This window comes from Mesorhizobium sp. KR1-2, assembly GCF_040045035.1.
GTDB lineage: Bacteria > Pseudomonadota > Alphaproteobacteria > Rhizobiales > Rhizobiaceae > Pseudaminobacter.
Window position 1 is genome coordinate 74,996 of sequence record NZ_JBDZDS010000006.1, and the last position, 24,782, is coordinate 99,777.

At 63.8% G+C, this 24,782-nt stretch carries 26 protein-coding genes; 8 read left to right on the plus strand and 18 right to left on the minus strand.

Features of this window, described 5'->3' with window-relative positions; all coding sequences use genetic code 11:
• Positions 1 to 18 precede the first annotated feature (18 nt).
• From ABLE85_RS13655 to rpmG, 3 genes are all read left to right on the plus strand, one after another.
• Entirely contained in the window at positions 19 to 759 is a 741-nt protein-coding gene (locus ABLE85_RS13655) for an NUDIX hydrolase (RefSeq protein ID WP_348793290.1), read from the plus strand.
• A 60-nt stretch (positions 760 to 819) separates the two neighbouring features.
• Complete coding sequence (locus tag ABLE85_RS13660) at positions 820 to 1,965, plus strand: MFS transporter (protein WP_348793508.1); 1,146 nt, start codon at positions 820 to 822, stop codon at positions 1,963 to 1,965.
• A 101-nt stretch (positions 1,966 to 2,066) separates the two neighbouring features.
• Positions 2,067 to 2,234, plus strand: a complete 168-nt coding sequence (rpmG, locus tag ABLE85_RS13665; RefSeq protein ID WP_019173400.1) for a 50S ribosomal protein L33 — start codon at positions 2,067 to 2,069, stop codon at positions 2,232 to 2,234.
• 407 nt (positions 2,235 to 2,641) lie between these two features.
• On the opposite strand, the gene ABLE85_RS13670 is transcribed toward rpmG, so the two are convergent.
• Both ABLE85_RS13670 and ABLE85_RS13675 read right to left on the minus strand, forming a co-directional pair.
• A complete protein-coding gene (locus tag ABLE85_RS13670) occupies positions 2,642 to 4,015 on the minus strand; it encodes a PleD family two-component system response regulator (protein WP_348793291.1) in 1,374 nt (457 codons plus the stop codon).
• Positions 4,016 to 4,052: 37 nt separating this feature from the next.
• Positions 4,053 to 4,409, minus strand: coding sequence for a response regulator (locus ABLE85_RS13675; protein ID WP_082549745.1), 357 nt, complete (start codon positions 4,407 to 4,409; stop codon positions 4,053 to 4,055).
• 243 nt (positions 4,410 to 4,652) lie between these two features.
• Here ABLE85_RS13675 and ABLE85_RS13680 point away from each other — a divergent pair, with 243 nt between their 5' ends.
• Complete coding sequence (locus ABLE85_RS13680) at positions 4,653 to 4,949, plus strand: DUF3572 domain-containing protein (protein ID WP_348793509.1); 297 nt, start codon at positions 4,653 to 4,655, stop codon at positions 4,947 to 4,949.
• Positions 4,946 to 5,599: a hypothetical protein gene (locus tag ABLE85_RS13685; RefSeq protein ID WP_348793292.1), complete on the plus strand. Its 654-nt coding sequence runs from the start codon at positions 4,946 to 4,948 to the stop codon at positions 5,597 to 5,599. Before ABLE85_RS13680 ends, ABLE85_RS13685 begins: the two co-directional genes overlap by 4 nt.
• Positions 5,600 to 5,623: 24 nt before the next feature.
• Here the strand turns inward: ABLE85_RS13685 and ABLE85_RS13690 are convergent, their stop codons facing one another.
• The gene (locus ABLE85_RS13690) at positions 5,624 to 6,202 is read right to left on the minus strand and encodes a GNAT family N-acetyltransferase (protein ID WP_348793293.1); all 579 of its coding nucleotides are present in this window, start codon (positions 6,200 to 6,202) and stop codon (positions 5,624 to 5,626) included.
• Positions 6,203 to 6,266: 64 nt separating this feature from the next.
• Between ABLE85_RS13690 and ABLE85_RS13695 the strand changes: the two genes are divergently transcribed.
• Entirely contained in the window at positions 6,267 to 7,595 is a 1,329-nt protein-coding gene (locus ABLE85_RS13695) for a DNA polymerase IV (RefSeq protein WP_348793294.1), read from the plus strand.
• Between the two features lie 446 nt (positions 7,596 to 8,041).
• On the opposite strand, the gene ABLE85_RS13700 is transcribed toward ABLE85_RS13695, so the two are convergent.
• On the minus strand, positions 8,042 to 9,559 hold the full coding sequence (locus ABLE85_RS13700) for an NAD(P)H-hydrate dehydratase (RefSeq protein ID WP_348793295.1): 1,518 nt from the start codon (positions 9,557 to 9,559) through the stop codon (positions 8,042 to 8,044).
• A 327-nt stretch (positions 9,560 to 9,886) separates the two neighbouring features.
• On the opposite strand from ABLE85_RS13700, the gene ABLE85_RS13705 reads away from it, so the two are divergent.
• Both ABLE85_RS13705 and glnA read left to right on the plus strand, forming a co-directional pair.
• Positions 9,887 to 10,225: a P-II family nitrogen regulator gene (locus tag ABLE85_RS13705; RefSeq protein ID WP_348793296.1), complete on the plus strand. Its 339-nt coding sequence runs from the start codon at positions 9,887 to 9,889 to the stop codon at positions 10,223 to 10,225.
• A 57-nt stretch (positions 10,226 to 10,282) separates the two neighbouring features.
• Entirely contained in the window at positions 10,283 to 11,692 is a 1,410-nt protein-coding gene (gene glnA, locus ABLE85_RS13710; protein ID WP_348793297.1) for a type I glutamate--ammonia ligase, read from the plus strand.
• Between the two features lie 167 nt (positions 11,693 to 11,859).
• Here the strand turns inward: glnA and ABLE85_RS13715 are convergent, their stop codons facing one another.
• The 14 genes from ABLE85_RS13715 to rpmD all read right to left on the minus strand — a co-directional run bounded on the left by ABLE85_RS13715 (position 11,860) and on the right by rpmD (position 24,766).
• On the minus strand, positions 11,860 to 12,900 hold the full coding sequence (locus ABLE85_RS13715; protein WP_348793298.1) for a glutamine synthetase beta-grasp domain-containing protein: 1,041 nt from the start codon (positions 12,898 to 12,900) through the stop codon (positions 11,860 to 11,862).
• 202 nt (positions 12,901 to 13,102) lie between these two features.
• Complete coding sequence (locus ABLE85_RS13720) at positions 13,103 to 13,897, minus strand: ATP12 family chaperone protein (RefSeq protein WP_348793299.1); 795 nt, start codon at positions 13,895 to 13,897, stop codon at positions 13,103 to 13,105.
• 271 nt (positions 13,898 to 14,168) lie between these two features.
• Positions 14,169 to 15,155 carry an RluA family pseudouridine synthase gene (locus ABLE85_RS13725; RefSeq protein WP_348793510.1) on the minus strand — a complete coding sequence of 329 codons (987 nt, stop codon included), beginning with the start codon at positions 15,153 to 15,155 and terminating at the stop codon, positions 14,169 to 14,171.
• Between the two features lie 215 nt (positions 15,156 to 15,370).
• Complete coding sequence (locus ABLE85_RS13730) at positions 15,371 to 16,204, minus strand: aspartyl/asparaginyl beta-hydroxylase domain-containing protein (protein WP_348793300.1); 834 nt, start codon at positions 16,202 to 16,204, stop codon at positions 15,371 to 15,373.
• Positions 16,205 to 16,298: 94 nt separating this feature from the next.
• On the minus strand, positions 16,299 to 17,615 hold the full coding sequence (locus tag ABLE85_RS13735; protein WP_348793301.1) for a replication-associated recombination protein A: 1,317 nt from the start codon (positions 17,613 to 17,615) through the stop codon (positions 16,299 to 16,301).
• A gap of 8 nt (positions 17,616 to 17,623) precedes the next feature.
• Positions 17,624 to 19,150 (minus strand): DegQ family serine endoprotease, encoded by a 1,527-nt coding sequence (locus ABLE85_RS13740; RefSeq protein ID WP_348793302.1) that lies wholly within the window; start codon positions 19,148 to 19,150, stop codon positions 17,624 to 17,626.
• A 202-nt stretch (positions 19,151 to 19,352) separates the two neighbouring features.
• Positions 19,353 to 19,784 carry a 50S ribosomal protein L17 gene (rplQ, locus tag ABLE85_RS13745; protein WP_348793303.1) on the minus strand — a complete coding sequence of 144 codons (432 nt, stop codon included), beginning with the start codon at positions 19,782 to 19,784 and terminating at the stop codon, positions 19,353 to 19,355.
• A gap of 39 nt (positions 19,785 to 19,823) precedes the next feature.
• Positions 19,824 to 20,834, minus strand: a complete 1,011-nt coding sequence (locus ABLE85_RS13750) for a DNA-directed RNA polymerase subunit alpha (RefSeq protein ID WP_348793304.1) — start codon at positions 20,832 to 20,834, stop codon at positions 19,824 to 19,826.
• A 102-nt stretch (positions 20,835 to 20,936) separates the two neighbouring features.
• Positions 20,937 to 21,326: a 30S ribosomal protein S11 gene (gene rpsK / locus ABLE85_RS13755; protein ID WP_209712219.1), complete on the minus strand. Its 390-nt coding sequence runs from the start codon at positions 21,324 to 21,326 to the stop codon at positions 20,937 to 20,939.
• Between the two features lie 125 nt (positions 21,327 to 21,451).
• The gene (gene rpsM / locus ABLE85_RS13760) at positions 21,452 to 21,820 is read right to left on the minus strand and encodes a 30S ribosomal protein S13 (RefSeq protein WP_348793305.1); all 369 of its coding nucleotides are present in this window, start codon (positions 21,818 to 21,820) and stop codon (positions 21,452 to 21,454) included.
• Positions 21,821 to 22,004: 184 nt separating this feature from the next.
• A complete protein-coding gene (locus tag ABLE85_RS13765; protein ID WP_348793306.1) occupies positions 22,005 to 22,601 on the minus strand; it encodes an adenylate kinase in 597 nt (198 codons plus the stop codon).
• Positions 22,598 to 23,938 carry a preprotein translocase subunit SecY gene (gene secY / locus ABLE85_RS13770; RefSeq protein WP_348793307.1) on the minus strand — a complete coding sequence of 447 codons (1,341 nt, stop codon included), beginning with the start codon at positions 23,936 to 23,938 and terminating at the stop codon, positions 22,598 to 22,600. Before secY ends, ABLE85_RS13765 begins: the two co-directional genes overlap by 4 nt.
• A 132-nt stretch (positions 23,939 to 24,070) precedes the next feature.
• A complete protein-coding gene (gene rplO, locus ABLE85_RS13775; protein ID WP_348793308.1) occupies positions 24,071 to 24,547 on the minus strand; it encodes a 50S ribosomal protein L15 in 477 nt (158 codons plus the stop codon).
• A gap of 21 nt (positions 24,548 to 24,568) precedes the next feature.
• Positions 24,569 to 24,766: a 50S ribosomal protein L30 gene (gene rpmD, locus ABLE85_RS13780; protein WP_348779482.1), complete on the minus strand. Its 198-nt coding sequence runs from the start codon at positions 24,764 to 24,766 to the stop codon at positions 24,569 to 24,571.
• Positions 24,767 to 24,782 lie beyond the last annotated feature (16 nt).

Here is a 24,782-nt window from a genome sequence, read left to right on the forward strand (position 1 = left end):
TTGCCCTAAGATGCTTGCATGGTTGGACTGACGAAAGCCCAGGTGGATAAGGCCGACTCGCGCGACGCTGCGCTCGGTCCCGGCCCAAAGCGGCCGCGCGACGCAGCCACGCTGATTCTCCTCGACCGCAAGGGCGACGACGTGCTCGTCCTGATGGGCAGGCGTCATGCCAGCCATGCCTTCATGCCCGGCAAATTCGTCTTCCCCGGGGGCCGCACCGATCCCGACGACGGCCGAGTGCCCGTGCCCGATGCGCTTGACCCTCAGGAAGAAGCCAAACTCGTCGCCACCATCGCACGCCGGAGCCTCACGCGGGCGCGGGCCATCGCCCTTTCCGCCATCCGCGAGACCTACGAGGAAGCCGGCCTGCTGATCGGGCGCAAGGGCCCGTTTGCGACCACCAAGGCCGACTGGCAGGGCTTCGTCGAGCACGGCGTGCAGCCCACGCTGCAATCGCTGCGCCTGGTAGCGCGTGCCATAACTCCGCCCGGTCGCGTGCGCCGGTTCGACACACGTTTCCTGTCGGTCTGGCGAAGCGACGTCGCGGTCGAGCTGCCCGATGGCGGCCCGACCAACGAACTCGAGGAACTCGTCTGGTTGCCGCTGCAAGAGGCGCGCCAAGCCGATATCCCGGCCATCACCAAAACCATATTGGAAGAACTTCAACATCGATTGGCGCTAGATCCGCTGCTGCGTCCCGGCGGGCCCGTGCCGTTCTACCGCATGGTCCACAACAGTTTCGTCCGCGATATTTTCTGACAGTTCCAGGCTCAAAGACACATGACAGGCAGCATTCAATCGCCGGCCGTGGCCATGCCCATGCGCTGGCTGTCCATTTCGGCAGCCATCGCCTCGATCAGTGTGGTGGGCATTGCCATCGGCCTTGGCATGCCGCTTCTCAGCATCATTCTGGAGACGCGCGGCTATTCCGCCTCGATGATTGGCCTGAACACGGCGATCGCTGGCATCGCTTCGATCGCAGCTGCACCGCTGGCGACGCCCCTCGCCGTGCGATTCGGCGTGGTCTGGACCATGCTGGCCATGATTTTGCTCGGCGCATTGGCCTTCATTGGTTTCTACTTCGCACCTTCGTTCTGGATGTGGTTCCCGCTGCGCGTGGCTCTCCATCTAGCTCTGACGGTGCTGTTCATCCTCTCCGAGTTCTGGATCAGCACCTCGGCGCCGGCTCACCGACGCGGCCTGGTACTGGGCATCTACGCTACCGTGCTATCGCTTGGCTTCGCTGCCGGACCGTGGCTGTTCTCGCAGATGGGAAGCTCAGGCTTCATGCCCTTCGGCACGGTGTTCCTGCTGGTGATGATCGCGGCCATCCCGGTGCTGGCAGCGTGGCAAGAAAGTCCGAACATTGTGCCCGAGGGCGGAAAGAGCGGCTTCATCCGCTATATCTGGCTCGTGCCGACAGCCACCGCCGCTGTTCTGGTGTTCGGCGCGGTCGAGACCGGTGGCTTCGCGTTGTTTCCGGTCTATGGCAACCGGATCGGCTACTCCGAGGGCGATGCCGCACTGCTCCTGACCATGATCGGGCTTGGCAATGTTATCATGCAGATCCCCCTGGGCATGATCTCCGACCGCATCAGCGACCGTCGCCTGCTGCTGCTCATCTGCGCCGCCGTCGGTCTCGTCGGCATGGTCCTGCTGCCGTATATCAAGGCCGACTGGCATGTCATGGCTGGGCTGCTTTTTCTCTGGGGCGGCGTGGTCGCAGCGTTGTACACGATCGGCCTTGCCCATCTGGGCTCCCGCCTCCACGGCCATGAGCTCGCCAACGCCAACGCCGCCTTCGTTTTGTGCTACGGCCTGGGCATGGTGATGGGGCCGCAGGCGATCGGCATCGGCATGGATGTGTTCGGCACTGACGGATTCGGCTGGTCGATCGGCATTTTCTTTGCCGCCTATATCGTTTTGGCCGGCTGTCGTCTCGCTCTGGAGGCCCGCCGGTCTTGACTTTCCGTGCACGTTCTTTATTTGTCGCGCCAAGTTTTCCGCGTCCGGGCTTTTTGCCGTGGTCAGGCGGCCCGAACTCCACAGATTAACGGAAGAACATCATGGCCAAAGCCGCAAACATCAAGATCAAGCTTCTTTCGACCGCCGACACCGGCTTCTTCTACGTGACGAGCAAGAACAGCCGTACCAAGACCGAGAAGCTGTCGTTCCGCAAGTACGACCCGGTCGCCAAGAAGCACGTCGAATTCAAGGAAACGAAGATCAAGTAATCTTCGACCTTTCCAGCAGATTTCGAATGCGCCGCCCATTGGGCGGCGTTTTTCGTTTGCGGATACCGGCTGATGGCAACCCACGCCATGCAGCACGGGGCGTTGCCCTTGCGATGTCGGAGAAGAAAGGGGGCCGGTCGGCGATTGGCAGCGGTACGAGGAGGCCACTATATGCCAGCGCCGGCCGGCCGACCCCATGGACCCAGGAGATGCGGCGGACCTGAGCATCATGGGGTTAGTTGCGGGAGCACCGGGACCAAGGTCCGGCACGCGTCCGCCTGTCTTTACGCAGCGACAGTCGCCCAAGGCTCATTGGAAATCAACACTTTCTTAACCAACGCTCGCGAATCACATCGGTTAAGGTAAACCGCTAACCATCCCGCCCGACTCAACTGTGGGCGGCGCGCTCAGGCGGCCTTGGCGACCACGCGGTTGCGGCCGCCGGTCTTTGCCTCGTAGAGCGCGATGTCGGCGCGCTTCATCAGATCTTCGACCGTGTCGGGCCCCCGCCGCAGCGAGGAAACACCGATGCTGATGGTGACTTCCAGGGCCTGGCCATCCTTACCGACCAGGAATGGGGTCCGCGCGATCTCTGCGCGGATGCGCTCGGCGACCCGCTCGGCGATGTCGCCGTCGGTGTCCGGCATGACCACCACGAACTCCTCGCCGCCGTAGCGGCACGCCAGATCGATGCCGCGCACGTTCTTGCGCAGGCGACGCGCGAATTCGCGCAGCACGTCATCGCCGCCATCATGACCGTAAGTATCGTTGACCGACTTGAAGCGATCGAGGTCGGTAATCATCACCGACAGCGAGCGGCGGCGAGCCACCGCGCGATCGAACAGCGTCTGCAGGTGGCTGTCGAGATAGCGGCGGTTGTGCAGGCCCGTCAGCCCGTCGGTCACCGCCATCTCGATGGTCTGGGTCACGCTGGCGCGCAGGTGGTCGTTGTAGCGCTTGCGCCTCACCTGGGTGCGCAGCCTCGCCAGCATCTCCTGCTGATCGATCGGGCGAATGAGATAATCGTTGATGCCCAGTTCGAGGCCGCGGATGATGCGCTCGTCCTCCCCAACGTCCGCCACGAGGATGATGGGCAGGAAGCGCGTGCGGTCGAGCGAGCGCAGCTGCGAGCAAAGCCGCAGCGGATCAAACTCGGCAAAGGCCGTCGAGATGATGACGCATTCGTACGGCTCCTCGGCCGCTTGGAAAAACCCGGCGTGAGGGTCCGTCACGACATCGACGTCCATCTTGTTGCGCAGCATCTTCAGGATACGCTCGTAGGACGACGCCCGCTCATCGATGAGCAGTATTCGCGGCGCCACTTCCTCCGAAGGCTGCCTGCGGCTGAGCAATTCCTCGATGCCGATGTTTCGGGTGGTGGAGGCCCGCAGTCGAAGCTCGTCGGTCAGCATCTTCAGCCGCACCAGGCTTTTGACGCGGGTCATGAGCTGCAGGTCGTTGACCGGCTTGGTCAGAAAATCGTCGGCGCCGACCTCCAGCCCGCGGATACGATCCGAGATCTGGTCGAGCGCGGTGATCATGACGACGGGGATATGCGCGGTGGCGGGATCGTTCTTCAGCCGGCGACAGACTTCGAAGCCGTCCATGTCCGGCATCATGACATCGAGCAGCACGACATCGACCTTGCCGTTCTCGCAGGTCTCGATGGCGTCCGCGCCGTTGGTGGCGGTCAGAACTTCGAAATATTCGGCAAGCAGCCGCACTTCGAGAAGCTTCACATTGGCCGGAATGTCGTCGACGACGAGAATGCGCGCGGTCATTGGGCTTCCTGCTCGGAACTGTGGCCAAGAGCGCGCATCAGGCGTCGCCCAGATAGGACTTGATCGTCTCGATGAAGCGCGGCACCGATATCGGCTTGGAGATGTAAGCCTCGCAGCCGCCCTGCCGGATGCGTTCCTCGTCGCCCTTCATGGCGAAGGCCGTCACAGCGATGACGGGAATGACGTGGAGGTCGTCGTCTTCCTTCAGCCACTTGGTCACTTCGAGGCCGGAGACCTCCGGCAACTGAATATCCATCAGGATCAGGTCGGGCCGATGGGTGCGCGCCAGTTCCAGCGCTTCCAATCCGTTGCGGGTGCGAACGGTCTCATACCCACTTGCTTCGATCAGGTCGCGGAAGAGCTTCATGTTGAGCTCGTTGTCCTCGACGATCATCACCTTCTTAGCCATAAAATTCCCGTCCCGACTGCCGATCGCGCTTTTGACCAAACCTGTTGCGCGTCTGCCGATGGTACAACCCCATCACACAACTAGCGCAAGATGATTGACGAAACGGAAACCTCCCGCGCGAAACTGCCGGTTACCGTCCGTTGCCGTCGCCGGCTGCCGCACTTGCCCGAACCGGCGCCAGCGGCTACTTCCTTCATCGTTTGGTTCAACATGATGAAAGTGGCGATGATGCAGCAAGTTTCAACACGGGAAGGGGCCGAGACCATCGCCATCCAGGCGCTGGGCTTCATCGCTTCCGACCCCGATCTGCTGCCGCGCTTCCTGGCCATCACCGGCATCGAGGCTTCGGCGATCCGCCACGCCGCGCAGGAGCCTGGATTCCTCGCCGGTGTGCTGCAATTCGTGCTGGCCCACGAGCCCACGCTGCTGGGCTTCTGCGAGGCGAGCGGCATCGCCCCGGGCGAGGTTGCAAAGGCTCTGCGGCAGCTGCCGCTCGGCGACGACAGCCACCAGACGTCGATATGAGCGAGGATCCCGAAACCGCCCGCCAGATCGCGGAGCTGGCGCGCGACAGCCGTCCGTTGCTAGTACTCGACGTCGACGAGGTCGTGCTCGAGTTCATACGCCCGTTCACGGGCTATATCGGCACGCTGAACCTCGAACTGAGGCCCAATTCGTTCCGCCTGCACGGCAACATCTTCGACCACGAAACGCAAACGGCCGTTCCCAACGAGCGCGTTGCCGAACTGATCGAGGCGTTCTTCCACGTTCAGGCCGACTGGCAGACCGCACCTGCTGGTGCTGCCGAGGCAGTTGGGACGCTGGCCGGCAAGGCCGAAATCGTGCTCCTGACGGCGATGCCCCACCGGCATCGTGCGACGCGGCGGGCACTGCTCGACCGGCTCGGCTTCCCCTACCCGCTTCTGACCACCGAGCAGGCCAAGGGCCCGGCGATCCGCCAGCTGCGCGGCGAGCACCCGCGCCCCGTGGCCTTCGTCGACGACCTCGCCCACAATCTGGTTTCCGCACGCACATCAGTCGCCGACGCGCATCTCTTCCACCTCATGGCCCACACGCAGTTGCGCGCGCTGATGCCGGCGCTGCCGGAAGGCATCGTGGCGGCCGAAGACTGGCCCGACGCGGCGCCGAAGATTGCCGAGGCGCTCGACCTCTGAGGCGGCCCGCACTCCAGCCGCGGCTCACACCGCCAAGCGCATCAGCGGTCGCCCGGGCTTGCGCTCCGCGACCGGCGAGAAGCCGGCCTTTTCGAACACCCGGGTAGAGCCAACGCACAGTCCGACCGAGCGCGAATCCTTCGATTCGGTCATCGGGCAGGCTTCCACCAACTGCGCGCCGTTCTTGCGGGCGAACTCGACCCCGGCCTCGACCAGCCGGTGGGTCAGTCCCTTACGCCGCGCGGAATTGCGAATGAAGAAGCACGAAATCGCCCATACGGCCGGATCGCTAGCCTCACCGGGTTCGAGCGGCGTGGTCACCCTGTTTGCCTTGTTCCACTCCGGCACGTCGGCGCGGGGGCCGATCTGCATCCAGCCGTTGGCAACATCGTCCTCGATCGCCAGCAGGCCGGGCGGCGGGCCCGCCTCGATTCGCGCCTTGATGAATTCCTTGTTGCGGACGCGGTCGTTTTCACGCCGCACTGCCGGCGGCAGGCGGAAATGCGTGCACCAGCAGCCATAGCAAGCGCCCTGCTTGCCGAACAGATCCTCGAACTGAGGCCAAAGATCCGCGGTCAACGGCACGATTGTCAGCTTCGACATGCGTCCTCCCCTTTGTCGCTTGTGAGCGGCAACCCACTGCCCTAGAATTTGCGATGTTCCACTTATGTTCGCAATCATGCACGCGTCTGTCAACGATCCAAGCCACGGTTTCTGCCGCGACTGCCTGGCGCTTCAGCGCAGCGCGGGCATGCGCTGCAGCGCCTGCGGCAGCCCGCGCCTGGCGCGCCATCCGGAGCTTTATTCGCTTCGCATCGCGCATATCGATTGCGACGCCTTCTATGCCGCGGTGGAAAAGCGCGACAACCCGGAACTCAAGGACAAGCCGGTCATCATCGGCGGCGGCAAGCGCGGTGTGGTCTCCACCGCCTGCTACATCGCCCGAATCAATGGCGTGCGCTCGGCTATGCCCATGTTCAAGGCGCTGGAGGCCTGCCCCGAGGCGGTCGTCATAAAACCCGACATGGAGAAATACGTCCGCGTCGGCCGCGAGGTGCGCGCCATGATGCAGGCGCTGACGCCGCTGGTGGAGCCGCTGTCCATCGACGAGGCGTTTCTGGACCTCTCCGGCACCGAGCGCCTGCATGGCCACCCGCCGGCGCTGGTGCTGGCGCGATTCGCCCAAGCCGTGGAAAAGGAAATCGGCATCACCGTTTCGGCCGGCCTTTCCTACTGCAAGTTCCTCGCCAAGATCGCTTCCGACTTCCGCAAGCCGCGGGGCCTCTCGATCATCGGTGAGGCCGAGGCGGTGGGTTTCCTCGCCGAGCAGCCGGTGACCTTGATCTGGGGCGTCGGCAAGGCTTTTGCGGCCACGCTGGAACAGGACGGCATCCGCATGATCAGCCAGCTTCAGCGCATGGAGCGAGGCGAACTGATGCGCCGCTACGGCACCATGGGCGACCGGCTCTACCGGCTGGCGCGCGGGCAGGACGACCGCCGCGTGGTGCCGGATCACGACGCCAAGAGCGTGTCGGCCGAAACCACCTTCGACACCGACCTTGCCTCGGGCGCCGATCTCGTGCCGATCCTGCGGGCGCTGTCCGAAAAGGTTTCGGCGCGGTTGAAGAAGGCGGGCATCGCCGGGCGCACCGTGGTGCTGAAATTGAAGACTCACGACTTCAAGATCCGCACCCGCAACCGCCAGCTTGCCGACCCGACGCGGCTGGCCGACCGTATATTCCAGACCGGGCTGCAACTGCTCGAGAAGGAAACCGACGGGACGAAATACCGTCTCCTCGGCATCGGCGTCAGCGACCTGATGGACGCCGAGCGCGCCGATCCGCCGGACCTTGTCGACGTGCAGTCGCGAAAGCGCGCCCTGGCCGAAGGCGCCATCGATGCGCTGCGCGACAAGTTCGGCAAGAAGGCGGTGGAGACCGGCTATACCTTTGGCAAGGGCCGCAACGCACATCCGCCGGAGGATGTGGAGCGGTAGGCAGAGCACCGAAGCGCGGCGGCTAACCGGTCTCGGAGTTCATCCACGCGATACAAGGCGACAGGCGCTTTCTGCACCGCAGCGGCAGTTTTGGCCGACCGGCATGGGTCCCCGGAACCTCCGCACATCGCTTCGCTCGTGCTCCGGCCCGAGGATGACGGAGGTGGGGCGGCCGGCGCCAATCGTCAGCGTTGAGAGCCTGCCGGGCACCATCAATCTCAACTTGTTGAAGGTTCCTGTAGATTGTCGAATGTTGTTGGAGACGGCTTTGACGGCATGCCGAAGCCTTTCATCCCGTCGTCCTCGGGCCGAAGCACGAGCGCAGCGAAGTGCGGAGGTTCCGGGGACCCAGGCCTCGGACTCTCAGCAGGCAGTCCGGGGCAGGTTTCGTGTCAGCAAATTGTCCCGGGCGTGCTCCAGCAGGAGGATGACGGATAGGCCGCCGCCTATGCCCTACAACCCTTGCGCACAAATAGATCGGCAAGGACCGGGCGCAGCGCAAGCGGAAGGTCCTCGGCGATCAGGCCGGGGCCGAAGTGCCGCGCGGCCTCGCAATGGATCCATACGGCAGCGCAGGCCGCCTCGAAGGGTGGCATGCCCTGTGCCAAAAGCCCCGCGCAGAGGCCTGACAGCACGTCGCCGGAGCCGGCAGTGGCCAGAAGCGGTGTGCCGTTGGAGTTGATGGCGGCGCGGCCGTCCGGCGCGGCGATCACCGTGTCGGCGCCCTTGTAGACGACGACCGCTGCAGCACGCGCGGCCGCAGCCCGCGCTTTCTGAAGCTTCGAAAGCTTGGCATCGCCGGCAATGTCGGGAAACAGCCGCCGGAACTCGCCTTCGTGCGGCGTCAGGACCGCCTGCGGCGCGCCGGGGCGGCGCAGGGCCGCGCACAGCGCCTCCGGCTGCGGCGCCAGCGACGTCAGCCCGTCGGCGTCGAGCACCAGGCTTTCCGGTGCGCCCTCGGCCTCGGTAAGCAGGTCGAGCAGGAAGTCGCCGACCTCCGGTTCCGGCCCCAGGCCCGGACCATAGACCAGCGCCTGCGGCTTGCGCGCATCGAGGAAGTCCAGCACTTCGTCCAGCGTGTCGGCGTGGCGCAGCATGATCGACGTGAGATGCGCGCCGTTGACCGCCAGCGAGCGCGTGGGCGACAAGACGGTGACCGCCCCTGCCCCGACCCGCGCCGAGGCCATGGCCGCCATTCTGGCCGCCCCGGTCGCAGTCGGGGCGCCCGAAAACACGCCGACATGGCCGCGCCGGTATTTGTAGGTGTCGGACGCTGGCACCGGGAAATGCCTGAGCCAGACCTCCGGCGCGTTCTCGTAAGCGCGCGGGGCAATTTCGGCGATGACTCCGTCCGAAATACCGATGTCGACGACCACGACCTCGCCGCAAAGCTCGCTGCCCGGCAGGAGCAGGTGCCCCGGCTTCTTGCGCGCGAAGGTAACCGTGAGCGCGGCGGAAAAGGCATGGCCGAGCACCTGGCCGCTTTCGCCGGAGACGCCGGACGGCAAGTCGACGGCGATGACTGGCACCTTTTGGTCCGCCACGACCTTCACGGCGCGGGCGGCATCGTCGGACAACGGCTTGGAGAGACCGGCCCCATAGAGCGCATCGACGACCAGATCGCCGGGCTCGGGCAGGAACCCGGCCAGCGGGCGCGGCTCGACCGGATAGTCGGCGGCGGCGAGCGCCGCGTCGCTGCCGGCGCGCGGCGCGCCTTCAGCCCAGAGATGGACGGCGACGCCGGCCTCGGCCAGCAGCCGGGCCACCACATAGCCATCGCCGCCATTGTTGCCCGGCCCGCACAGCACATGGACAGCACGGGCGGCCGGAAAGCGGGCCAGCGCCAGCGCCGCAATTGCCCCACCGGCATTGGACATCAGGCCATAGCCGTCGAACGGGCCCCGTTGCATGGCGAGCCTGTCGGCGCTCGCCATTTCGCTCGGGGTCAAGATCTCATGCGACATGCCAGCGCCCCCACACAATCGGATGAGCTAATGACTACCACAACGCATCGTCGCCCAAAATGGCAGGTGAAGAGCGGAACAATCGTCCACCACGCCTAAAATTTAGGCAACCTGCCCAGTTTCGCGCCTTCATGGACAACTTCCAGTGCCTAAAAAGCAGAGCCTTTACACCGAACAACCTCGCGACGCCCCGGTGACGCAAGTTTTCACGACTAATCAGGCAGGAAACGAAAATTGTTGCAGCCGCAGGCAATTGGCACGCTTCCTGCTTTGAGAGGCGCAACGGGGTATAAACCCCTGTCCAGTTTAGCGGAGGCCGGAATTCACATGAAGAAGATCGAAGCGATCATCAAGCCGTTCAAGCTCGACGAGGTGAAGGAGGCCCTTCAGGAAGTCGGCCTGCAAGGCATAACGGTGACGGAAGCCAAGGGTTTCGGCCGCCAGAAAGGCCACACTGAGCTCTACCGCGGCGCCGAATATGTCGTCGACTTCCTGCCCAAGGTGAAGATCGAGGTGGTGCTGGGCGACGATGCCGTCGAGGCGGCCATCGAAGCTATCCGCAAGGCGGCCCAGACCGGCCGCATCGGCGACGGCAAGATCTTCGTCTCCAACATCGAGGAAGTGGTGCGCATCCGCACCGGCGAAACCGGCCCGAACGCCATCTGACGCACGGCCGCCTTCCAGAAATCCCGTTTCAACGTCATCACCATAGGAAAGCATGATATGACGACAGCCAAAGACATCCTCAGGCAGATCAAGGACAACGACGTCAAGTTCGTCGACCTGCGCTTCACCGACCCCAAGGGCAAGCTGCATCACGTGACGATGGACATCGCCGAGGTCGAGGAAGACATGTTTGCCGATGGCGTCATGTTCGACGGCTCGTCGATCGGCGGCTGGAAGGCGATCAACGAGTCCGACATGCTGCTGATGCCCGACCCGGAGACCGTCCATATGGACCCGTTCTTCGCGCAGTCGACCATGGTCATCCTGTGCGACGTGCTCGATCCGGTTTCCGGCGAGGCTTACAACCGCGACCCGCGCAGCATCGCCAAGAAGGCCGAGGCCTACATGAAGGCCGAGGGCATCGGCGACACCCTCTTCGTAGGCCCGGAAGCCGAGTTCTTCGTCTTCGACGACGTCAAGTACAAGGCCGACCCGTACAACACCGGCTTCAAGCTCGATTCGAGCGAACTGCCGTCCAACGACGACACCGATTACGAGACCGGCAATCTCGGCCATCGTCCGCGCATCAAGGGCGGCTACTTCCCGGTCCCGCCGATCGATTCCGCGCAGGACATGCGCTCGGAAATGCTGACCGTGCTGACCGAGATGGGCGTGCGCGTGGAGAAGCATCACCACGAGGTGGCTGCCGCCCAGCACGAGCTCGGCGTCAAGTTCGACACGCTGGTTCGCAACGCCGACAAGATGCAGCTCTTCAAATATGTCGTGCACCAGGTAGCCAACGCCTACGGCAAGACCGCGACCTTCATGCCGAAGCCGGTTTTCGGCGACAACGGCTCGGGCATGCATGTGCATCTGTCGATCTGGAAGGACGGCAAGCCGACCTTCGCGGGCAATGAATATGCCGGCCTGTCGGAAAACTGCCTCTACTTCATCGGCGGCATCATCAAGCACGCCAAGGCCATCAACGCCTTCACCAACCCGCTGACCAACTCCTACAAGCGTCTGGTTCCGGGCTATGAGGCGCCGGTGCTGCTGGCCTATTCGGCGCGCAACCGCTCGGCCTCCTGCCGCATCCCCTTCGGCACCTCGCCCAAGTCGAAGCGCGTGGAAATCCGCTTCCCCGATCCGGGCGCGAACCCCTATTTCGCCTTCGCAGCCCTGCTGATGGCCGGGCTCGACGGCATCAAGAACAAGATCCACCCCGGCCATCCGATGGACAAGGACCTGTACGACCTGCCGCCGAAGGAGCTGAAGAAGATCCCGACCGTGTGCGGCAGCCTGCGCGAGGCGCTACAGAGCCTCGACAAGGACCGCGCCTTCCTGAAGGCCGGCGGCGTGTTTGACGACGACCAGATCGACAGCTTCATCGAGCTGAAGATGGCCGAGGTGATGCGCTTCGAAATGACGCCGCACCCGGTCGAGTTCGACATGTACTACTCGGTGTAAGCTTTTATAATCTCAATGGAAAAGGCCCCGGAGCAATCCGGGGCCTTTTTCGTTTTCGGGTGTATATGCGGGACTGGCCAGGCCAGAAGCGCCATGGTGTGCCGAAGCGCGAAGACAAAAAGCCCGGAGTTGCCTTCGGGCTTTTTTGCCGCTCCCCTGCCCAAAACTCAGGCCGCCGCCTTCTTCTCCGAGAGGGTCGGCACTGCGGAAATGGTCTTCAGGATCTGCGAGGCGATCTGGTACGGGTCACCCTGCGAATTCGGGCGGCGATCTTCCAGATAACCGCGATAGCCGTTGCGGACGAAGCCGTGCGGCACGCGGATGGATGCGCCGCGGTCGGCCACGCCGTAGGTGAAGACGTGGATCGAGGCCGTCTCGTGCTTGCCGGTCAGGCGCAGATGGTTGTCGGGGCCGTAGACCGCGATATGGTCGGCGCGCGCATCGGCAAATGCGGCCATGATGGCCTCGAAATACTCCTTGCCGCCAACCTCGCGCATGAAGGCGGTGGAGAAATTGGCATGCATGCCCGAGCCGTTCCAGTCGCTGTCGCCGAGCGGCTTGCAGTGATATTCGACGTCGACGCCGTATTTTTCCGTCAGGCGCTGCAGCAGGTAGCGGGCCAGCCAGATCTCGTCGGCCGCCTTCTTCGAGCCCTTGCCGAAGACCTGGAATTCCCACTGGCCCTTGGCCACCTCGGCATTGATGCCTTCGTGGTTGATGCCGGCGGCGAGGCAGATGTCGAGATGCTCCTCCACGATCTGGCGGGCGATGCTGCCGACGTTCTGGTAGCCGACGCTGGTGTAATACGGGCCCTGCGGCGCTGGATAGCCGTTTTCGGGGAAGCCGAGCGGGCGACCGTCCTTGTAGAGGAAATATTCCTGCTCGAAGCCGAACCAGGCGCCCTCGTCATCGAGCACCGTGGCGCGCGTGTTGGACGGATGCGGCGTGACGCCGTCCGGCATCATGACCTCGCACATGACCAGAATGCCGTCCTTGCGCGCAGGATCGGGATAGACCGCGACCGGCTTCAGCACGCAGTCGGAGCTACGGCCTTCAGCCTGCTTGGTCGAGCTGCCGTCAAAGCCCCACAGGGGCAGTTGCTCCAGCGTCGGGAACTCGGCGTATTCCTTGACCTGGGTCTTCCCACGAAGATTGGGCGTCGGCGTATATCCATCCAGCCAAATATACTCGAGCTTGTACTTCGTCATGCGAACCTCTCAAAATCTGCCTTCGGCCATTGGCGGCCGTCCGACAAATTGAAATGCAAGCCGCGTGCCAAACGAAAAAAGCCGCCTCTGCGCGGGAGGCGCAGATGCGGCTGGAGAGAAGCGCGCAAAAACTAGGCAGTTTGCGATTTTTGGGCGGACAGGCTGCACAATCGGCGTGCGGCCCATGCATCGTGCGACGTGGTCAACTCGCGGAGAGCGCGTGCAGAAGGTCGACGGCGGCCATCATGTCGCGCTGGCGGTTGTTGCGGCGCGCAACGGCCTCGGCATCCTGGCCCCACTGCTCGATCTGCCAGTCCTCGTCGACATGAGCGGCCGCCCAGGCTTCTTCCGCCGTGAGTTCGCCGGTCTCGACGGCCAGCGCCAGCAGCGCCGAGCCGGTCAACGTCGTCATCAGGTGCATTGCGGCAAGCCGCAGGGGCTCGCTCCGCTGGCTGAGATGGATGCCCACCGCACCGATCGCCTCGCGCGGCTGCTCCACATGCATGACGCCCTCGGCCAGCACGAAGCGCGCGCCGAGCGACGCACGCGCCCAGTCGAGCACGCCGTCCCAGGCCTCGTTCTGGCGCGCCACGAGCCCCTCGGGGGCCTCGGCGCGGTAGCAGAGAAGGTCGGACGAGGCGAAGCGCAATATGTCCTCCAGCACGGCCTGGGGATCGGTTGCTACGCCGTCTATGGCCGTGTTGACCAGCCGGGTGACAGGCATGGTCATCGGGTCGATGCGCTCTTCCTGTGCGGCGAATTCCTTTGCGACAAGCTCGGCTGCAGCGGCCGTGGGCAGCACCAGCAGCGCCTTGGTGGGCGTGCGGACGGGCTTGCCATCAAGATGCACGGCAAAGCCTTCCTCAACCGGAGCGACCGAGGCCTCCTTGTAGAAGCGCTTGGGCAATTGCCGCTTGAGCTGGCCCTGCGCCCGGCGCACCGGGTCGGGATCGGACAAGAGATCGTGGGCTTCGAGATCGTTCAAAAGTTCGCGCATGATATCCTCACAACGGCAGCGGCGGCTGGCTGGACTGCACGGGGCATCGCCCGAAGGCAATCGGCCCTGGCCGCCGAAAAATCTTCGCGCTCGCCGGCATGCCGGGGCGATGTCGAAGGTCGGGGCTTGGCGGGACTGGAAGCCCCACTATCCGGCAGACCCCAACTATATAGGTCCTCGCGGCCGGATACGCAGCCCGCGGCGCGGCGGCCAGTGACGGCGCCTACCTCCTGCGATGCCGGCCCGGCAGGCGCCAGGATCAAGGCCAGGTTCAAGCCTCTTCCTCGCCGCTCGCCTCGTCGAAGCCGAGCAGGTTCCAGCTCTGGCGCATATGCGGCGGCAGCGGGGCGGTGACGTCGATCACGCCTTGGTCGGGGTGCGGAATGCGGATGCGCCGCGCATGGAGATGCAGGCGGTTCTGCATGCCGCCGGGAAAATCCCAATTGGTGTCGGCCTCGAAATATTTCGGATCGCCGATGATGGGGCAACCGATATGGGCGGCGTGCACGCGCAGCTGGTGGGTGCGGCCAGTGTGCGGCTCCATCTCCAGCCAGGCCAGGCGCTGCGCCGCCTGCTCGATGACGCGATAGTAGGACACGGCGTGGTCGGCGCCACGTTCGCCATGCTTAGCCACCCGCACGCGGTCGCCATCCGGCGTCGCTTCCTTGATCAGCCAGGTGGAGATCTTGTCTTCGCGCTTCTTGGGAACGCCCTTGACCAGCGCCCAATAGGTCTTCTTGGCGTCGCGGCCGCGGAATGCTTCGGCGAGCTTCATCGCCGCAAGGCGCGTGCGCGCCACCACCAGCACACCGGACGTGTCGCGGTCCAGCCGGTGCACGAGACGCGGCTTCTCGCCCTTCTGGTTGCGCCAGGCTTCAAGCATGTCGTCGACATGGCGCGAGACGCCGGAGCCGCCCTGCACGGCGAGCCCTGCGGGCTTGTTGAAGACGAAAACCTTCGGGTCTTCGTAGAGCAGCATCTGCGCCAGCACGTCGCCGTCGTCCTGGTTGCGCATCGTGCGCGCGGTCAGCGGGCCATCGCCTTTCTTGTCGACGCCAAGCGGCGGCACGCGGATCAACTGGCCCGGTTCCACACGCGTGTCGGCCTTGGCGCGGCCGCCGTCGATACGGACCTGACCGGAGCGCAACAGCTTCTGAAGCTGCACGAAACCCAGTCCCGGGAAATGGGTCTTGAACCAGCGGTCGAGCCGCATGCCCGACTCGCCGGCTTCAACCTTGATCTGCTCTACGCCTGCCATTTTCATCTAGTCCATTTGCTCGGCGGGCAACGGCCAAAGCCTGCTGCAATCCGCGATCCCGAAACCGGGAAAGAATATTGCCCACGGCCTCGACAAGCCCAAACGGCCTGCCCGAAACCATGGGCGCGATGCCCCGCCTTGTTTCCGTCTTCACATCGTTCCGTGCCAATCGTTTCGCAACACTCGGAACGATGTTCAGTGGGCCTCTGCCCCGTCTATTTGGCCGGCGCCGACTTCGGGTTGCGCGAGCCGATCATCTTCCAGTTCTTGTAGAACATCGCCTTCATGCGGTCGACGCTGATCGAGATACCCGACAGCAGCATGGACAGGAAGCCTGGCACCGGAGACGGGCGGATGATGTCCATGAACACGCAGTAGCGGCGACCGTCATGCTCGTTCACCGAACGGTGCAGCAGCGTGTCGTCGAAGATGAACAGCGGGTTCTGGTACCAGAACTGCTTGGCATCGCCGCACTCGATGAAGATCTGGTCGGTCTTGGCCGGCCTTAGATTGTAGAGCACGCGCAGCGTGAGCCGCAGCGGACCGAAGTGGTAGGAAGTCGATTCGCGGCCGCTGAACACCGATACCGCGATGGTGCGGATGTATTTGAACTTCCGGGTGAACTCCGGAACGTTGTCGATGTGCTGCTTGCCGTACCACTGGTAGACATACATGCCGCGCCGGCCGCTTTCGAAATTGGCGTCGATGTCGGCGATGATCTCGGCCTGCCTGCTCTTGAAAACGTCCAGGACCTCATCGACCTCGCGGCGGTAGTCGTCGGGAAACTGTTCCAGCTTCCACACGCCCCAGTTCTTGTAGGAGAGAAGGTCGACCAGCAGGTTGAAGGGCGACAGAAACCAGGTGAACAGGCCGTTGCCGGCGAAGTAGAGGCTGAAAAGCTGGCCGTTCTTGCGATCGTTGCGCATGACGTCGATCAGCCCGCACAGGATGAACAGCGCGGTGATGATCGGAATGAAATAGAAGGCCACAGCCAGAACGACTACGGCAATGCCGATCTTGCGAACGGTCTTGAGCGACTTCTTGTCCATTTTGCTACCGGGAAAAGCGGAATGATGGGCCGTGTTTACGAAATTAAAAGGATAAAGGCCAGCGTCATGCGGGAGGCGGGTTTTGCCCGGCGGGCTACTTTTCGCGCGCCCTCTCGCTGCGAAGCTTCGCCCAATAATCCAGCCGCTTCCTGATCTCGCGCTCGAAACCGCGTTCGGGCGGATCGTAGAAAGTGTGGCGGCCCATCTTCTCGGGGAAATAGTCCTGTCCGGAAAAGGCCTCGGGCGTGTCGTGGTCGTATTGATAGCCCTTGCCGTAGTCCTCTTCCTTCATGAGCTTGGTGGGCGCGTTGAGGATATGGCGCGGCGGCAAGAGCGAGCCATGTTCCTTGGCCGCCCGCATTGCGCCCTTGAAGGCGGTGTAGACGGCGTTGGATTTCGGCGCGGTGGCCAGATAGACGCAGGCCTGCGCGAAGGCGAGCTCGCCCTCGGGCGAGCCGAGATAGTCGTAGGCGTCCTTGGCGGCGTTGGCGATGACCAGCGCCTGCGGGTCGGCAAGGCCGATGTCCTCCACCGCCATGCGCACCAGTCGGCGGCCGATATAGAGCGGGTCCTCGCCGGCATCGAACATGCGCGACAGGTAGTAGAGAGCGGCATCAGGGTCGGAGCCGCGCACCGACTTGTGCAGCGCCGAGATCAGGTTGTAGTGGCCGTCCTGTCCCTTGTCGTAGATGGGCGCACGCCGCTGGACGATGCGCTGCAGGCCCTCGGCGTCGAAGACTTCGCCGGGCTTGGCCGCGCGCCAGACTTCCTCGGCAAGCGTCAGAGAAGCGCGGCCGTCGCCATCGGCCATGCGGATCAGCACCGCCCTCGCCTCGCCGTCGAGCGGCAGCGGCTTGCCTTCCACCTCCTCGGCGCGGGCAAGCAGTTTTGAGATGCTGTCGTCGCCGAGAGAACGGAAGACCAGCACTCGCGCCCGCGACAGGAGAGCCGCGTTGAGCTCGAAGGACGGGTTTTCGGTGGTGGCGCCGACCAGAACCACGGTTCCATCCTCCATGACCGGAAGAAAAGAATCCTGCTGGGCACGGTTGAAGCGATGGATCTCGTCGACAAAGAGCAGGGTCTGGCGGCCGTTGGCGCGGCGCAGGCGCGCGGTGTCGAAGACCTTCTTCAGGTCGGCTACACCGGAGAAGATCGCCGAAATCTGCTCGAAGGCCAGATGCGTCTCGCCGGCCAGAAGCCGCGCCACCGTGGTCTTGCCGGTGCCGGGAGGGCCCCAGAAGATCATCGAGCCGAGCGATCCGGAGCTGATCATGCGCGTCAGCGCGCCGTCCTCGCCGGTCAGGTGTTCCTGACCGACGACCTCGGCGAGGCTTGCCGGACGCAGGCGGTCGGCCAGCGGGCGTCCGGGCGATGCCCTTTCAGGTTCGGCGGCCTGGAATAGATCGGCCATGGCGGTCCTCAGTAGCGCAGCACCTGGTTCAGCAGCTGCCCATCACGTTCGATGATGAATTTCCACCAACGGGTCTTCTGCGCGGCGACCTGCTGAAGCTGTTCGGGCTTGTCGATGGTCACGTCGTTCACCTGGCGCACGATGTCGCGCGGGAGCAGGCCGAGTTGAGCGGCGGGCGAGTTGCGCTGGATGTCCACGATGGTCACACCAGTGGCCTCCGAGGGCATGCCCAAGCGCTGCGCCAGGCGCGGCGACAGCGACGCAACCTTGGTGCCGGCGAAGGGGCTGCTGCCGCCGATACTGATCTCGACCGACGAGGCTCCCTCGGGCGGGCGCACCGGCGTGATCTGGACCGTCTTTTCCGCACCCTGGCTGAGTACGCCGAGCGCCGCCCGATTGCCGATGGAGATCGTCGCCAGTCGATAGCCGAGCGCGTCGACATGCTCGATCGCGATGCCGTTAAGCGAGAGCACGACGTCGCCCGGCTTCAGGCCGGCTTCCGCCGCCGGCCCATTCGGCGCGACGGAAGAGACAAGGGCGCCGGAGGGCTGCTGCATGCCGAGCGATTCGGCGATTGCCGCGGTCACGGGCTCGAAGGTGGCGCCGATGAAGGGCCGCTCGAAATAGTCCCTGCCCTGCTTGGCGGATTCGACCACCGCCCGCACCATGTTGGAGGGAATGGCGAAGCCGATGCCGATGGAGCCGCCGCTGCGGCTGTAGATGGCCGTATTGATGCCGACGAGCTGGCCGGTCATGTTGATGAGCCCACCGCCGGAATTGCCCGGATTGATCGCCGCGTCGGTCTGGATGAAGAAGCCGAAATCCGATACGCCGATGTGGCTACGCGCTAGCGCCGAAACAATGCCGCTGGTGGTGGTCTGACCGACGCCGAACGGATTGCCGATGGCAAGCACGAGATCGCCCACCTCGAGCGCGTCGGAATCGCCCACCGGGATCACCGGAAAAGGCTTGTCGCCTTCGATCTTCAGCACGGCGAGGTCGAGCGACTCATCCTTGAGCAGAACCTTGGAAGGGAATTCGCGCCCGTCGGAGGTCGCGACCTTCACCTCGTCAGCATCCTTGATCACATGGTTGTTGGTGACCACGATGCCGCTGGGATCGACCAGCACGCCGGAACCCAGCGACGACTGCATGCGCTGCGGCGCCTGGCGGCCGAAGAACTGCTCGAACAGCGGATCTCCCGCAAAGGGCGAGCGCACCCGCACCTGCTGCGAGGCATAAACATTGACCACGGCCGGCGCGGTTTCCTTCACCAGAGGCGCGAAGGAGAGCTGCAGTTCGGCGTTACCGAAGGGCAGCCGCTTGCCCTGCGGCGCGGGCGCCGGCAGCGTCTGCTCGCCCTTGCCCAGTAGATCGGACAGCACTTCCTTGAGGCCGGGATCCTCCTTGGGGGCCGGCGCCTCCTGCTTGTCTGCCGGCGGCGGTGCGTCCTCGGCGAACGCCGGCGCGGCCACAAACGGCGCGGCGACGAACCAGGCTGCAGTCAAAAGGCGAAGCAATGTTTTCGCGACCATGCGAATCCTCCAAAGCGAGCGCGCGCCATTGTCACGACGATTGTGCAAAATGAAAGACTTCGCTCGAGGTTTCTTGATCCGGGCAGGTCAAAGCCGCGGACCGATTGGCAGCAGCCGACCCTGATCATGAGCCGATCCTGCCCGAAATGCAAAAAGGGGCCGCAAGGGCCCCTTCCCGCGTTTTCCGGTGATACAAAGCCGATTATGCGGCTTCGGATTCCGAAGTGGCTTCCTCGGCCGCAGTGCGGGCGTGGTCGGCAGCGCCCTTGGCGGAGGTGTCGCGTTCGACGAACTCGATGACGGCCATCGGGGCGTTGTCGCCGTGACGGAAGCCCGCCTTCATGATGCGCAGATAGCCGCCGTTGCGGGTGGCATAGCGCGGGGCAATCGTGTCGAACAGGCGCTTGACGACCGGCTCGTTGCCGATCTGGGCGATGACCTGACGGCGGGCGTGCAGGTCGCCGCGCTTGCCGAGCGTGACGAGCTTCTCGACGATCGGACGCAGGTCCTTCGCCTTCGGCAGGGTGGTGACGATCTGCTCGTGCTCGATCAGCGAGACGGCCAGGTTGGCAAACATTGCCTTGCGGTGGCTAGAACTGCGGCCCAGCCGGCGGCCGGCGAATCCATGGCGCATGGCTTACTCCTTCAAATCTTGGTTCGAGAGGCCTTCGCCTCAGTATTGATCTTCGTAACGCTTGGCGAGATCTTCGATGTTCTCCGGCGGCCAGTCGGCCACTTCCATGCCGAGATGGAGACCCATCGCAGCCAGAACTTCCTTGATCTCGTTCAGCGACTTGCGACCGAAGTTCGGGGTGCGCAGCATCTCCGCCTCGGTCTTCTGGATCAGGTCGCCGATATAGACGATGTTGTCGTTCTTCAGGCAGTTGGCCGAACGCACCGAAAGCTCGAGTTCGTCGACCTTCTTGAGCAGCGCCGGGTTGAACGCCAGCTCGGTAACCGCCTCGGCGGCAGCTTCCTTCTGCGGCTCTTCGAAGTTGACGAACAGGCCAAGCTGGTCCTGCAGGATGCGCGCCGCGAAAGCGACGGCGTCCTCGCCCGTCACCGAGCCGTTGGTCTCGATGGCCATGGTCAGCTTGTCGTAGTCGAGAACCTGGCCCTCACGGGTGTTTTCGACCTTGTACGAAACCTTCTTGACCGGTGAGTAGAGGCTGTCGACGGGGATGAGCCCGATCGGAGCGTCTTCGGCGCGGTTGCGGTCAGCCGGAACATAGCCCTTGCCGGTGTCGACGGTGAACTCCATGCGGATCTCGGCGCCCTCGTCCAGCGTGCAGATGACGTGGTCGGGGTTGAGGATCTCGACGTCGCCAACCGTCTGGATGTCGCCGGCGAGCACGGCACCCGGGCCCTGCTTGCGAACGACCATGCGCTTGGGGCCATCGCCTTCCATACGGATGGCGATTTCCTTGATGTTCAGCACGATGTCGGTGACGTCTTCGCGCACACCGGCGATCGAGGAGAATTCATGCAGAACGCCGTCGATCTGCACGGCCGTGACAGCCGCACCGCGCAGCGACGACAGCAGCACGCGGCGAAGCGCGTTGCCGAGCGTCAGGCCGAAACCGCGCTCGAGCGGCTCGGCAACAAGCGTCGTCAGGGTCTTGTTCTTAGACGAGAACTCGATCTTGTTCGGCTTGATCAGTTCCTGCCAGTTCTTCTGGATCATTTTGTCTTCCTTCCGTTTCCCTGCACCATCCAATCGTGACAGGCGATCTGGAAAAATCGCATGAGCGCAGGATTACGCTCATGCGAATGTAAAGCAATGAACTTAGACGCGACGCTTCTTGCGCGGGCGGCAGCCATTGTGCGGGATCGGCGTCACGTCACGGATCGACGTGATGGTGAAACCGCCAGCCTGCAGGGCGCGCAGAGCCGATTCACGACCCGAGCCGGGGCCGCAAACCTCGACCTCAAGGGTGCGCATGCCGTGTTCCTGGGCCTTCTTGGCAACGTCTTCGGCAGCCATCTGGGCAGCGAACGGGGTCGACTTGCGCGAACCCTTGAAGCCCTGGGCACCGGCCGACGACCAGGCAATGGTGTTGCCCTGCGCATCGGTGATGGTGATCATGGTGTTGTTGAAGGTCGAGTTGACGTGGGCGACGCCCGACGAGATGTTCTTACGTTCGCGACGGCGAATACGTGCGGCTTCCTTGGCCATTTCAGTCCTTTCAAGTGATCTCTACGCCGCCGTAATACCAGCGGCTACACCTCAGATCCGGCTAGCGAAACAGCGGGCGACGACCGGGAAATCCCACCTCGCTGCCCGCTATCCTCTATCCGATCTTACTTCTTCTTGCCGGCGATGGCCTTTGCAGGGCCCTTGCGGGTGCGCGCATTGGTGTGCGTGCGCTGGCCGCGAACCGGCAGGGAGCGACGATGACGCAGGCCGCGGTAGCAGCCGAGATCCATCAGACGCTTGATGTTCATCGAAACTTCGCGACGCAGGTCGCCTTCAACCTGGTAGTCGCGGTCGATGGTCTCGCGGATCGCCAGAACTTCAGCGTCCGTGAGCTGATTGACGCGGCGCTCGGCCGGGATGCCAACCTTCTCGATGATCTCGGTAGCGAACTTCGCGCCGATGCCGTGGATGTACTGAAGCGCAATAACGACGCGCTTGTTGGTAGGAATGTTGACGCCAGCTATACGGGCCATCTTCTTCTCCATTTGGGGCCGGCCTGAGCCGGCGGCTGCGTTACCCCGCGTCCGGTGGAGGCCGGCCCTTGCGGGTGTTCCTATTTCAATGCGATCGGCATGGCCTCATGGGACCGGGCGGTTCGCGCCTGATTGGGAGACGCGCCGCTATAGTCCACAAGGCCGAATTAGTCAACTGCCCGCCTTATCTTGCGCGAGCAGCCTCCGAAAGGATGCCTTCGATCTCGGCGGTGACGACATCAATGTCGGCCATGCCGTCGATCGTCTTCAGTTCGCCTGTCCCGGCATAGTAGGCCGAAAGCGGCGCGGTCTTCTCGCGGTATTCGCTGAGCCGCTTCTTGAACGACTCGGGATTGTCGTCGGCACGGACCTGACCGCCGGCGGCGATCGTCTCGGCCACACGCTTCTCCATCCTCTTGAGCAGAGCCGATTCGTCGACCTTGAGCTCGATCACAGCATCAAGCTGCTGGCCCTTACCAGCCAGGATGCCCGTCAGTGCCTCGGCCTGCGCGACCGTGCGCGGAAAACCGTCGAGGATGAAGCCCCTCCGGCAGTCCGACTCGTCGACTCGCTCGGAGACGATCTGGTTGACGATCTCGTCGGACACCAGCTGGCCGGCGTCCATGACGGCCTGGGCGCGCTTGCCCACTTCGGTTCCAGCCTTGACGGCCGCACGCAGCATGTCGCCGGTCGACAACTGCGGAATGCCATGCTTCTCGACCAGTCGCTGCGCTTGCGTTCCCTTACCCGCCCCCGGCGGTCCGAGCAGTATCAGCCTCATCTTCCCCTCTTGCCCCCGCGGAGCTTCGACTTCTTGATCAGCCCCTCATATTGATGGGCAATCAGATGTCCCTGAATCTGTGCAACGGTGTCAAGTGTGACACTTACGACGATCAGCAGCGAAGTACCGCCCAGATAGAACGGAACGCCGGTCGCCGAAATCAGGAATTCAGGCAGAAGACACACGAGGACGAGGTAAATGGCACCGATGACGGTGATGCGGGTGAGCACGTAGTCGATGTACTCGGCCGTGCGCTCGCCAGGACGGTAGCCGGGGATGAAGCCGGAATGCTTCTTCAGCTGGTCGGCCGTTTCCTTCGGGTTGAAGACGATCGCCGTGTAGAAGAACGCAAAGAACACGATCATCGAGGCGTAGAAGAGCATGTAGAGCGGCTGGCCATGGCCGAGTGCGGCCAGGATGCTGCTCGCCCAACCCGGCATCGACTGCGTGTTGGAGAAGCCAGCGACGGTGGCCGGCAGCAGCAACAGCGACGACGCGAAGATCGGCGGAATGACGCCCGAGGTGTTGAGCTTGAGCGGCAGGTGCGAGGTGTCGCCCTGGAACATGCGGTTGCCGACCTGGCGCTTCGGATACTGGATCAGAAGGCGGCGCTGGGCGCGCTCGAAGAACACGATGGCCGCAATCACGACGATCGCCAGGATGATGATGCCGATGATCAGGCCGGTCGACAGAGCGCCGGTGCGGCCAAGTTCCAGCGTGCCGCCGATGGCATGCGGAAGGCCGGCGACGATGCCGGAGAAGATGATCAACGAAATGCCGTTGCCAATGCCGCGTGCAGTGATCTGCTCGCCGAGCCACATCAGGAACATGGTGCCGCCGACCAGCGTGATAACGGTGGAGGCGCGGAAGAACAGGCCCGGATCGGTGACGATGCCGTTGCCACTCTCAAGTCCGACCGAGATACCGTAGGCCTGGACGAGAGCGAGCAGCACCGTGCCGTAGCGGGTGTACTGGTTGATGATCTTGCGGCCCTGCTCGCCTTCCTTCTTCAGCGCCTCAAGCGACGGAATCACCGACGTCATGAGCTGCATGATAATGGAGGCGGAAATGTAGGGCATGATGCCCAGGGCAAAGATCGCCATGCGGCCGACGGCGCCGCCGGCGAACATGTTGAACATGCCGAGCACGCCACCCGCCTGCTGGGTGAAGGCGTGGGCAAAGGCTTCCGGGTTGATACCGGGAAGCGGGATATAGGTGCCGAGTCGGTAGACCAGCAACGCGCCCAGGGTAAACCAGATGCGCTTCTTCAGATCCTCGGCCTTGGCGAAGGCTGCGAAATTCAGATTGGATGCAAGTTGCTCAGCAGCCGATGCCATGCATAATTCTCCGCTTAATCACGTTCGAAAGCCCGCACGAGGCGGGCACGTGTCGACGAAGCCACGAGATAGGCTTCGGGCGGTAAAGATGCAAGCGGCCGCTCGAAGGGGCGGCCGCTTGATCCGGGATTGTTACTCGGCGGAAGCCGCTGCCGCGGGCAGCTTTACCGATCCGCCGGCCTTTTCCACCTTCTCGACAGCCGCCTTGGAGGCGCCTGCGATGTCGAAGGACACCTTCGCGGTCAGCTCGCCGTCGCTCAGCAGACGCACGCCGTCCTTGGCGCGGCGAATCACGCCAGCCTGGACGAGGACTTCAGCCGTCACGGTTTCCTTGGCGTCGAGCTTCTTGGCATCGATCGCAGCCTGGATGCGGGCCAGCGACACCGTCACGAAATCCTTCGCGAAGATGTTGTTGAAGCCACGCTTCGGCAGGCGACGATAGAGCGGCATCTGGCCGCCCTCGAAGCCGTTGATGGCCACGCCCGAACGGGACTTCTGACCCTTCACGCCGCGCCCGCCAGTCTTGCCTGAGCCCGAGCCGATGCCGCGGCCGACGCGCTTCTTGGAGTGGGTCGCGCCTTCGTTGTCACGCAGTTCGTTGAGTTTCATCGTTTTTCTCCTGCGCCCGGCTTACTTCTCGTCGACGACGCGGACGAGATGCTGCACGGCGGCGATCATGCCGCGAACAGCCGGGGTGTCCTCGAGGGTGCGACGGCGATGCATCTTGTTGAGGCCGAGGCCGATCAGCGTCGCGCGCTGTTCCTGCGGACGGCGGATCGGGCTGCCGATCTGCTCGACCGTGATGGTCTTGGTAGCATTCTTTGCCATGGTCGTAATCCTTCCC

Excerpts from the sequence above, each read along its gene's own strand:
- ABLE85_RS13655 (WP_348793290.1), top strand. The coding sequence starts at position 19 with ATGGTTGGACTGACGAAAGCCCAGGTGGATAAGGCCGACTCGCGCGAC.
- ABLE85_RS13660 (WP_348793508.1), top strand. The coding sequence starts at position 820 with ATGCGCTGGCTGTCCATTTCGGCAGCCATCGCCTCGATCAGTGTGGTG.
- rpmG (WP_019173400.1), top strand. The coding sequence starts at position 2,067 with ATGGCCAAAGCCGCAAACATCAAGATCAAGCTTCTTTCGACCGCCGAC.
- ABLE85_RS13670 (WP_348793291.1), bottom strand. The coding sequence starts at position 4,015 with ATGACCGCGCGCATTCTCGTCGTCGACGACATTCCGGCCAATGTGAAG.
- ABLE85_RS13675 (WP_082549745.1), bottom strand. The coding sequence starts at position 4,409 with ATGATCGTCGAGGACAACGAGCTCAACATGAAGCTCTTCCGCGACCTG.
- ABLE85_RS13680 (WP_348793509.1), top strand. The coding sequence starts at position 4,653 with ATGCAGCAAGTTTCAACACGGGAAGGGGCCGAGACCATCGCCATCCAG.
- ABLE85_RS13685 (WP_348793292.1), top strand. The coding sequence starts at position 4,946 with ATGAGCGAGGATCCCGAAACCGCCCGCCAGATCGCGGAGCTGGCGCGC.
- ABLE85_RS13690 (WP_348793293.1), bottom strand. The coding sequence starts at position 6,202 with ATGTCGAAGCTGACAATCGTGCCGTTGACCGCGGATCTTTGGCCTCAG.
- ABLE85_RS13695 (WP_348793294.1), top strand. The coding sequence starts at position 6,267 with ATGTTCGCAATCATGCACGCGTCTGTCAACGATCCAAGCCACGGTTTC.
- ABLE85_RS13700 (WP_348793295.1), bottom strand. The coding sequence starts at position 9,559 with ATGTCGCATGAGATCTTGACCCCGAGCGAAATGGCGAGCGCCGACAGG.
- ABLE85_RS13705 (WP_348793296.1), top strand. The coding sequence starts at position 9,887 with ATGAAGAAGATCGAAGCGATCATCAAGCCGTTCAAGCTCGACGAGGTG.
- glnA (WP_348793297.1), top strand. The coding sequence starts at position 10,283 with ATGACGACAGCCAAAGACATCCTCAGGCAGATCAAGGACAACGACGTC.
- ABLE85_RS13715 (WP_348793298.1), bottom strand. The coding sequence starts at position 12,900 with ATGACGAAGTACAAGCTCGAGTATATTTGGCTGGATGGATATACGCCG.
- ABLE85_RS13720 (WP_348793299.1), bottom strand. The coding sequence starts at position 13,897 with ATGCGCGAACTTTTGAACGATCTCGAAGCCCACGATCTCTTGTCCGAT.
- ABLE85_RS13725 (WP_348793510.1), bottom strand. The coding sequence starts at position 15,155 with ATGGCAGGCGTAGAGCAGATCAAGGTTGAAGCCGGCGAGTCGGGCATG.
- ABLE85_RS13730 (WP_348793300.1), bottom strand. The coding sequence starts at position 16,204 with ATGGACAAGAAGTCGCTCAAGACCGTTCGCAAGATCGGCATTGCCGTA.
- ABLE85_RS13735 (WP_348793301.1), bottom strand. The coding sequence starts at position 17,615 with ATGGCCGATCTATTCCAGGCCGCCGAACCTGAAAGGGCATCGCCCGGA.
- ABLE85_RS13740 (WP_348793302.1), bottom strand. The coding sequence starts at position 19,150 with ATGGTCGCGAAAACATTGCTTCGCCTTTTGACTGCAGCCTGGTTCGTC.
- rplQ (WP_348793303.1), bottom strand. The coding sequence starts at position 19,784 with ATGCGCCATGGATTCGCCGGCCGCCGGCTGGGCCGCAGTTCTAGCCAC.
- ABLE85_RS13750 (WP_348793304.1), bottom strand. The coding sequence starts at position 20,834 with ATGATCCAGAAGAACTGGCAGGAACTGATCAAGCCGAACAAGATCGAG.
- rpsK (WP_209712219.1), bottom strand. The coding sequence starts at position 21,326 with ATGGCCAAGGAAGCCGCACGTATTCGCCGTCGCGAACGTAAGAACATC.
- rpsM (WP_348793305.1), bottom strand. The coding sequence starts at position 21,820 with ATGGCCCGTATAGCTGGCGTCAACATTCCTACCAACAAGCGCGTCGTT.
- ABLE85_RS13765 (WP_348793306.1), bottom strand. The coding sequence starts at position 22,601 with ATGAGGCTGATACTGCTCGGACCGCCGGGGGCGGGTAAGGGAACGCAA.
- secY (WP_348793307.1), bottom strand. The coding sequence starts at position 23,938 with ATGGCATCGGCTGCTGAGCAACTTGCATCCAATCTGAATTTCGCAGCC.
- rplO (WP_348793308.1), bottom strand. The coding sequence starts at position 24,547 with ATGAAACTCAACGAACTGCGTGACAACGAAGGCGCGACCCACTCCAAG.
- rpmD (WP_348779482.1), bottom strand. The coding sequence starts at position 24,766 with ATGGCAAAGAATGCTACCAAGACCATCACGGTCGAGCAGATCGGCAGC.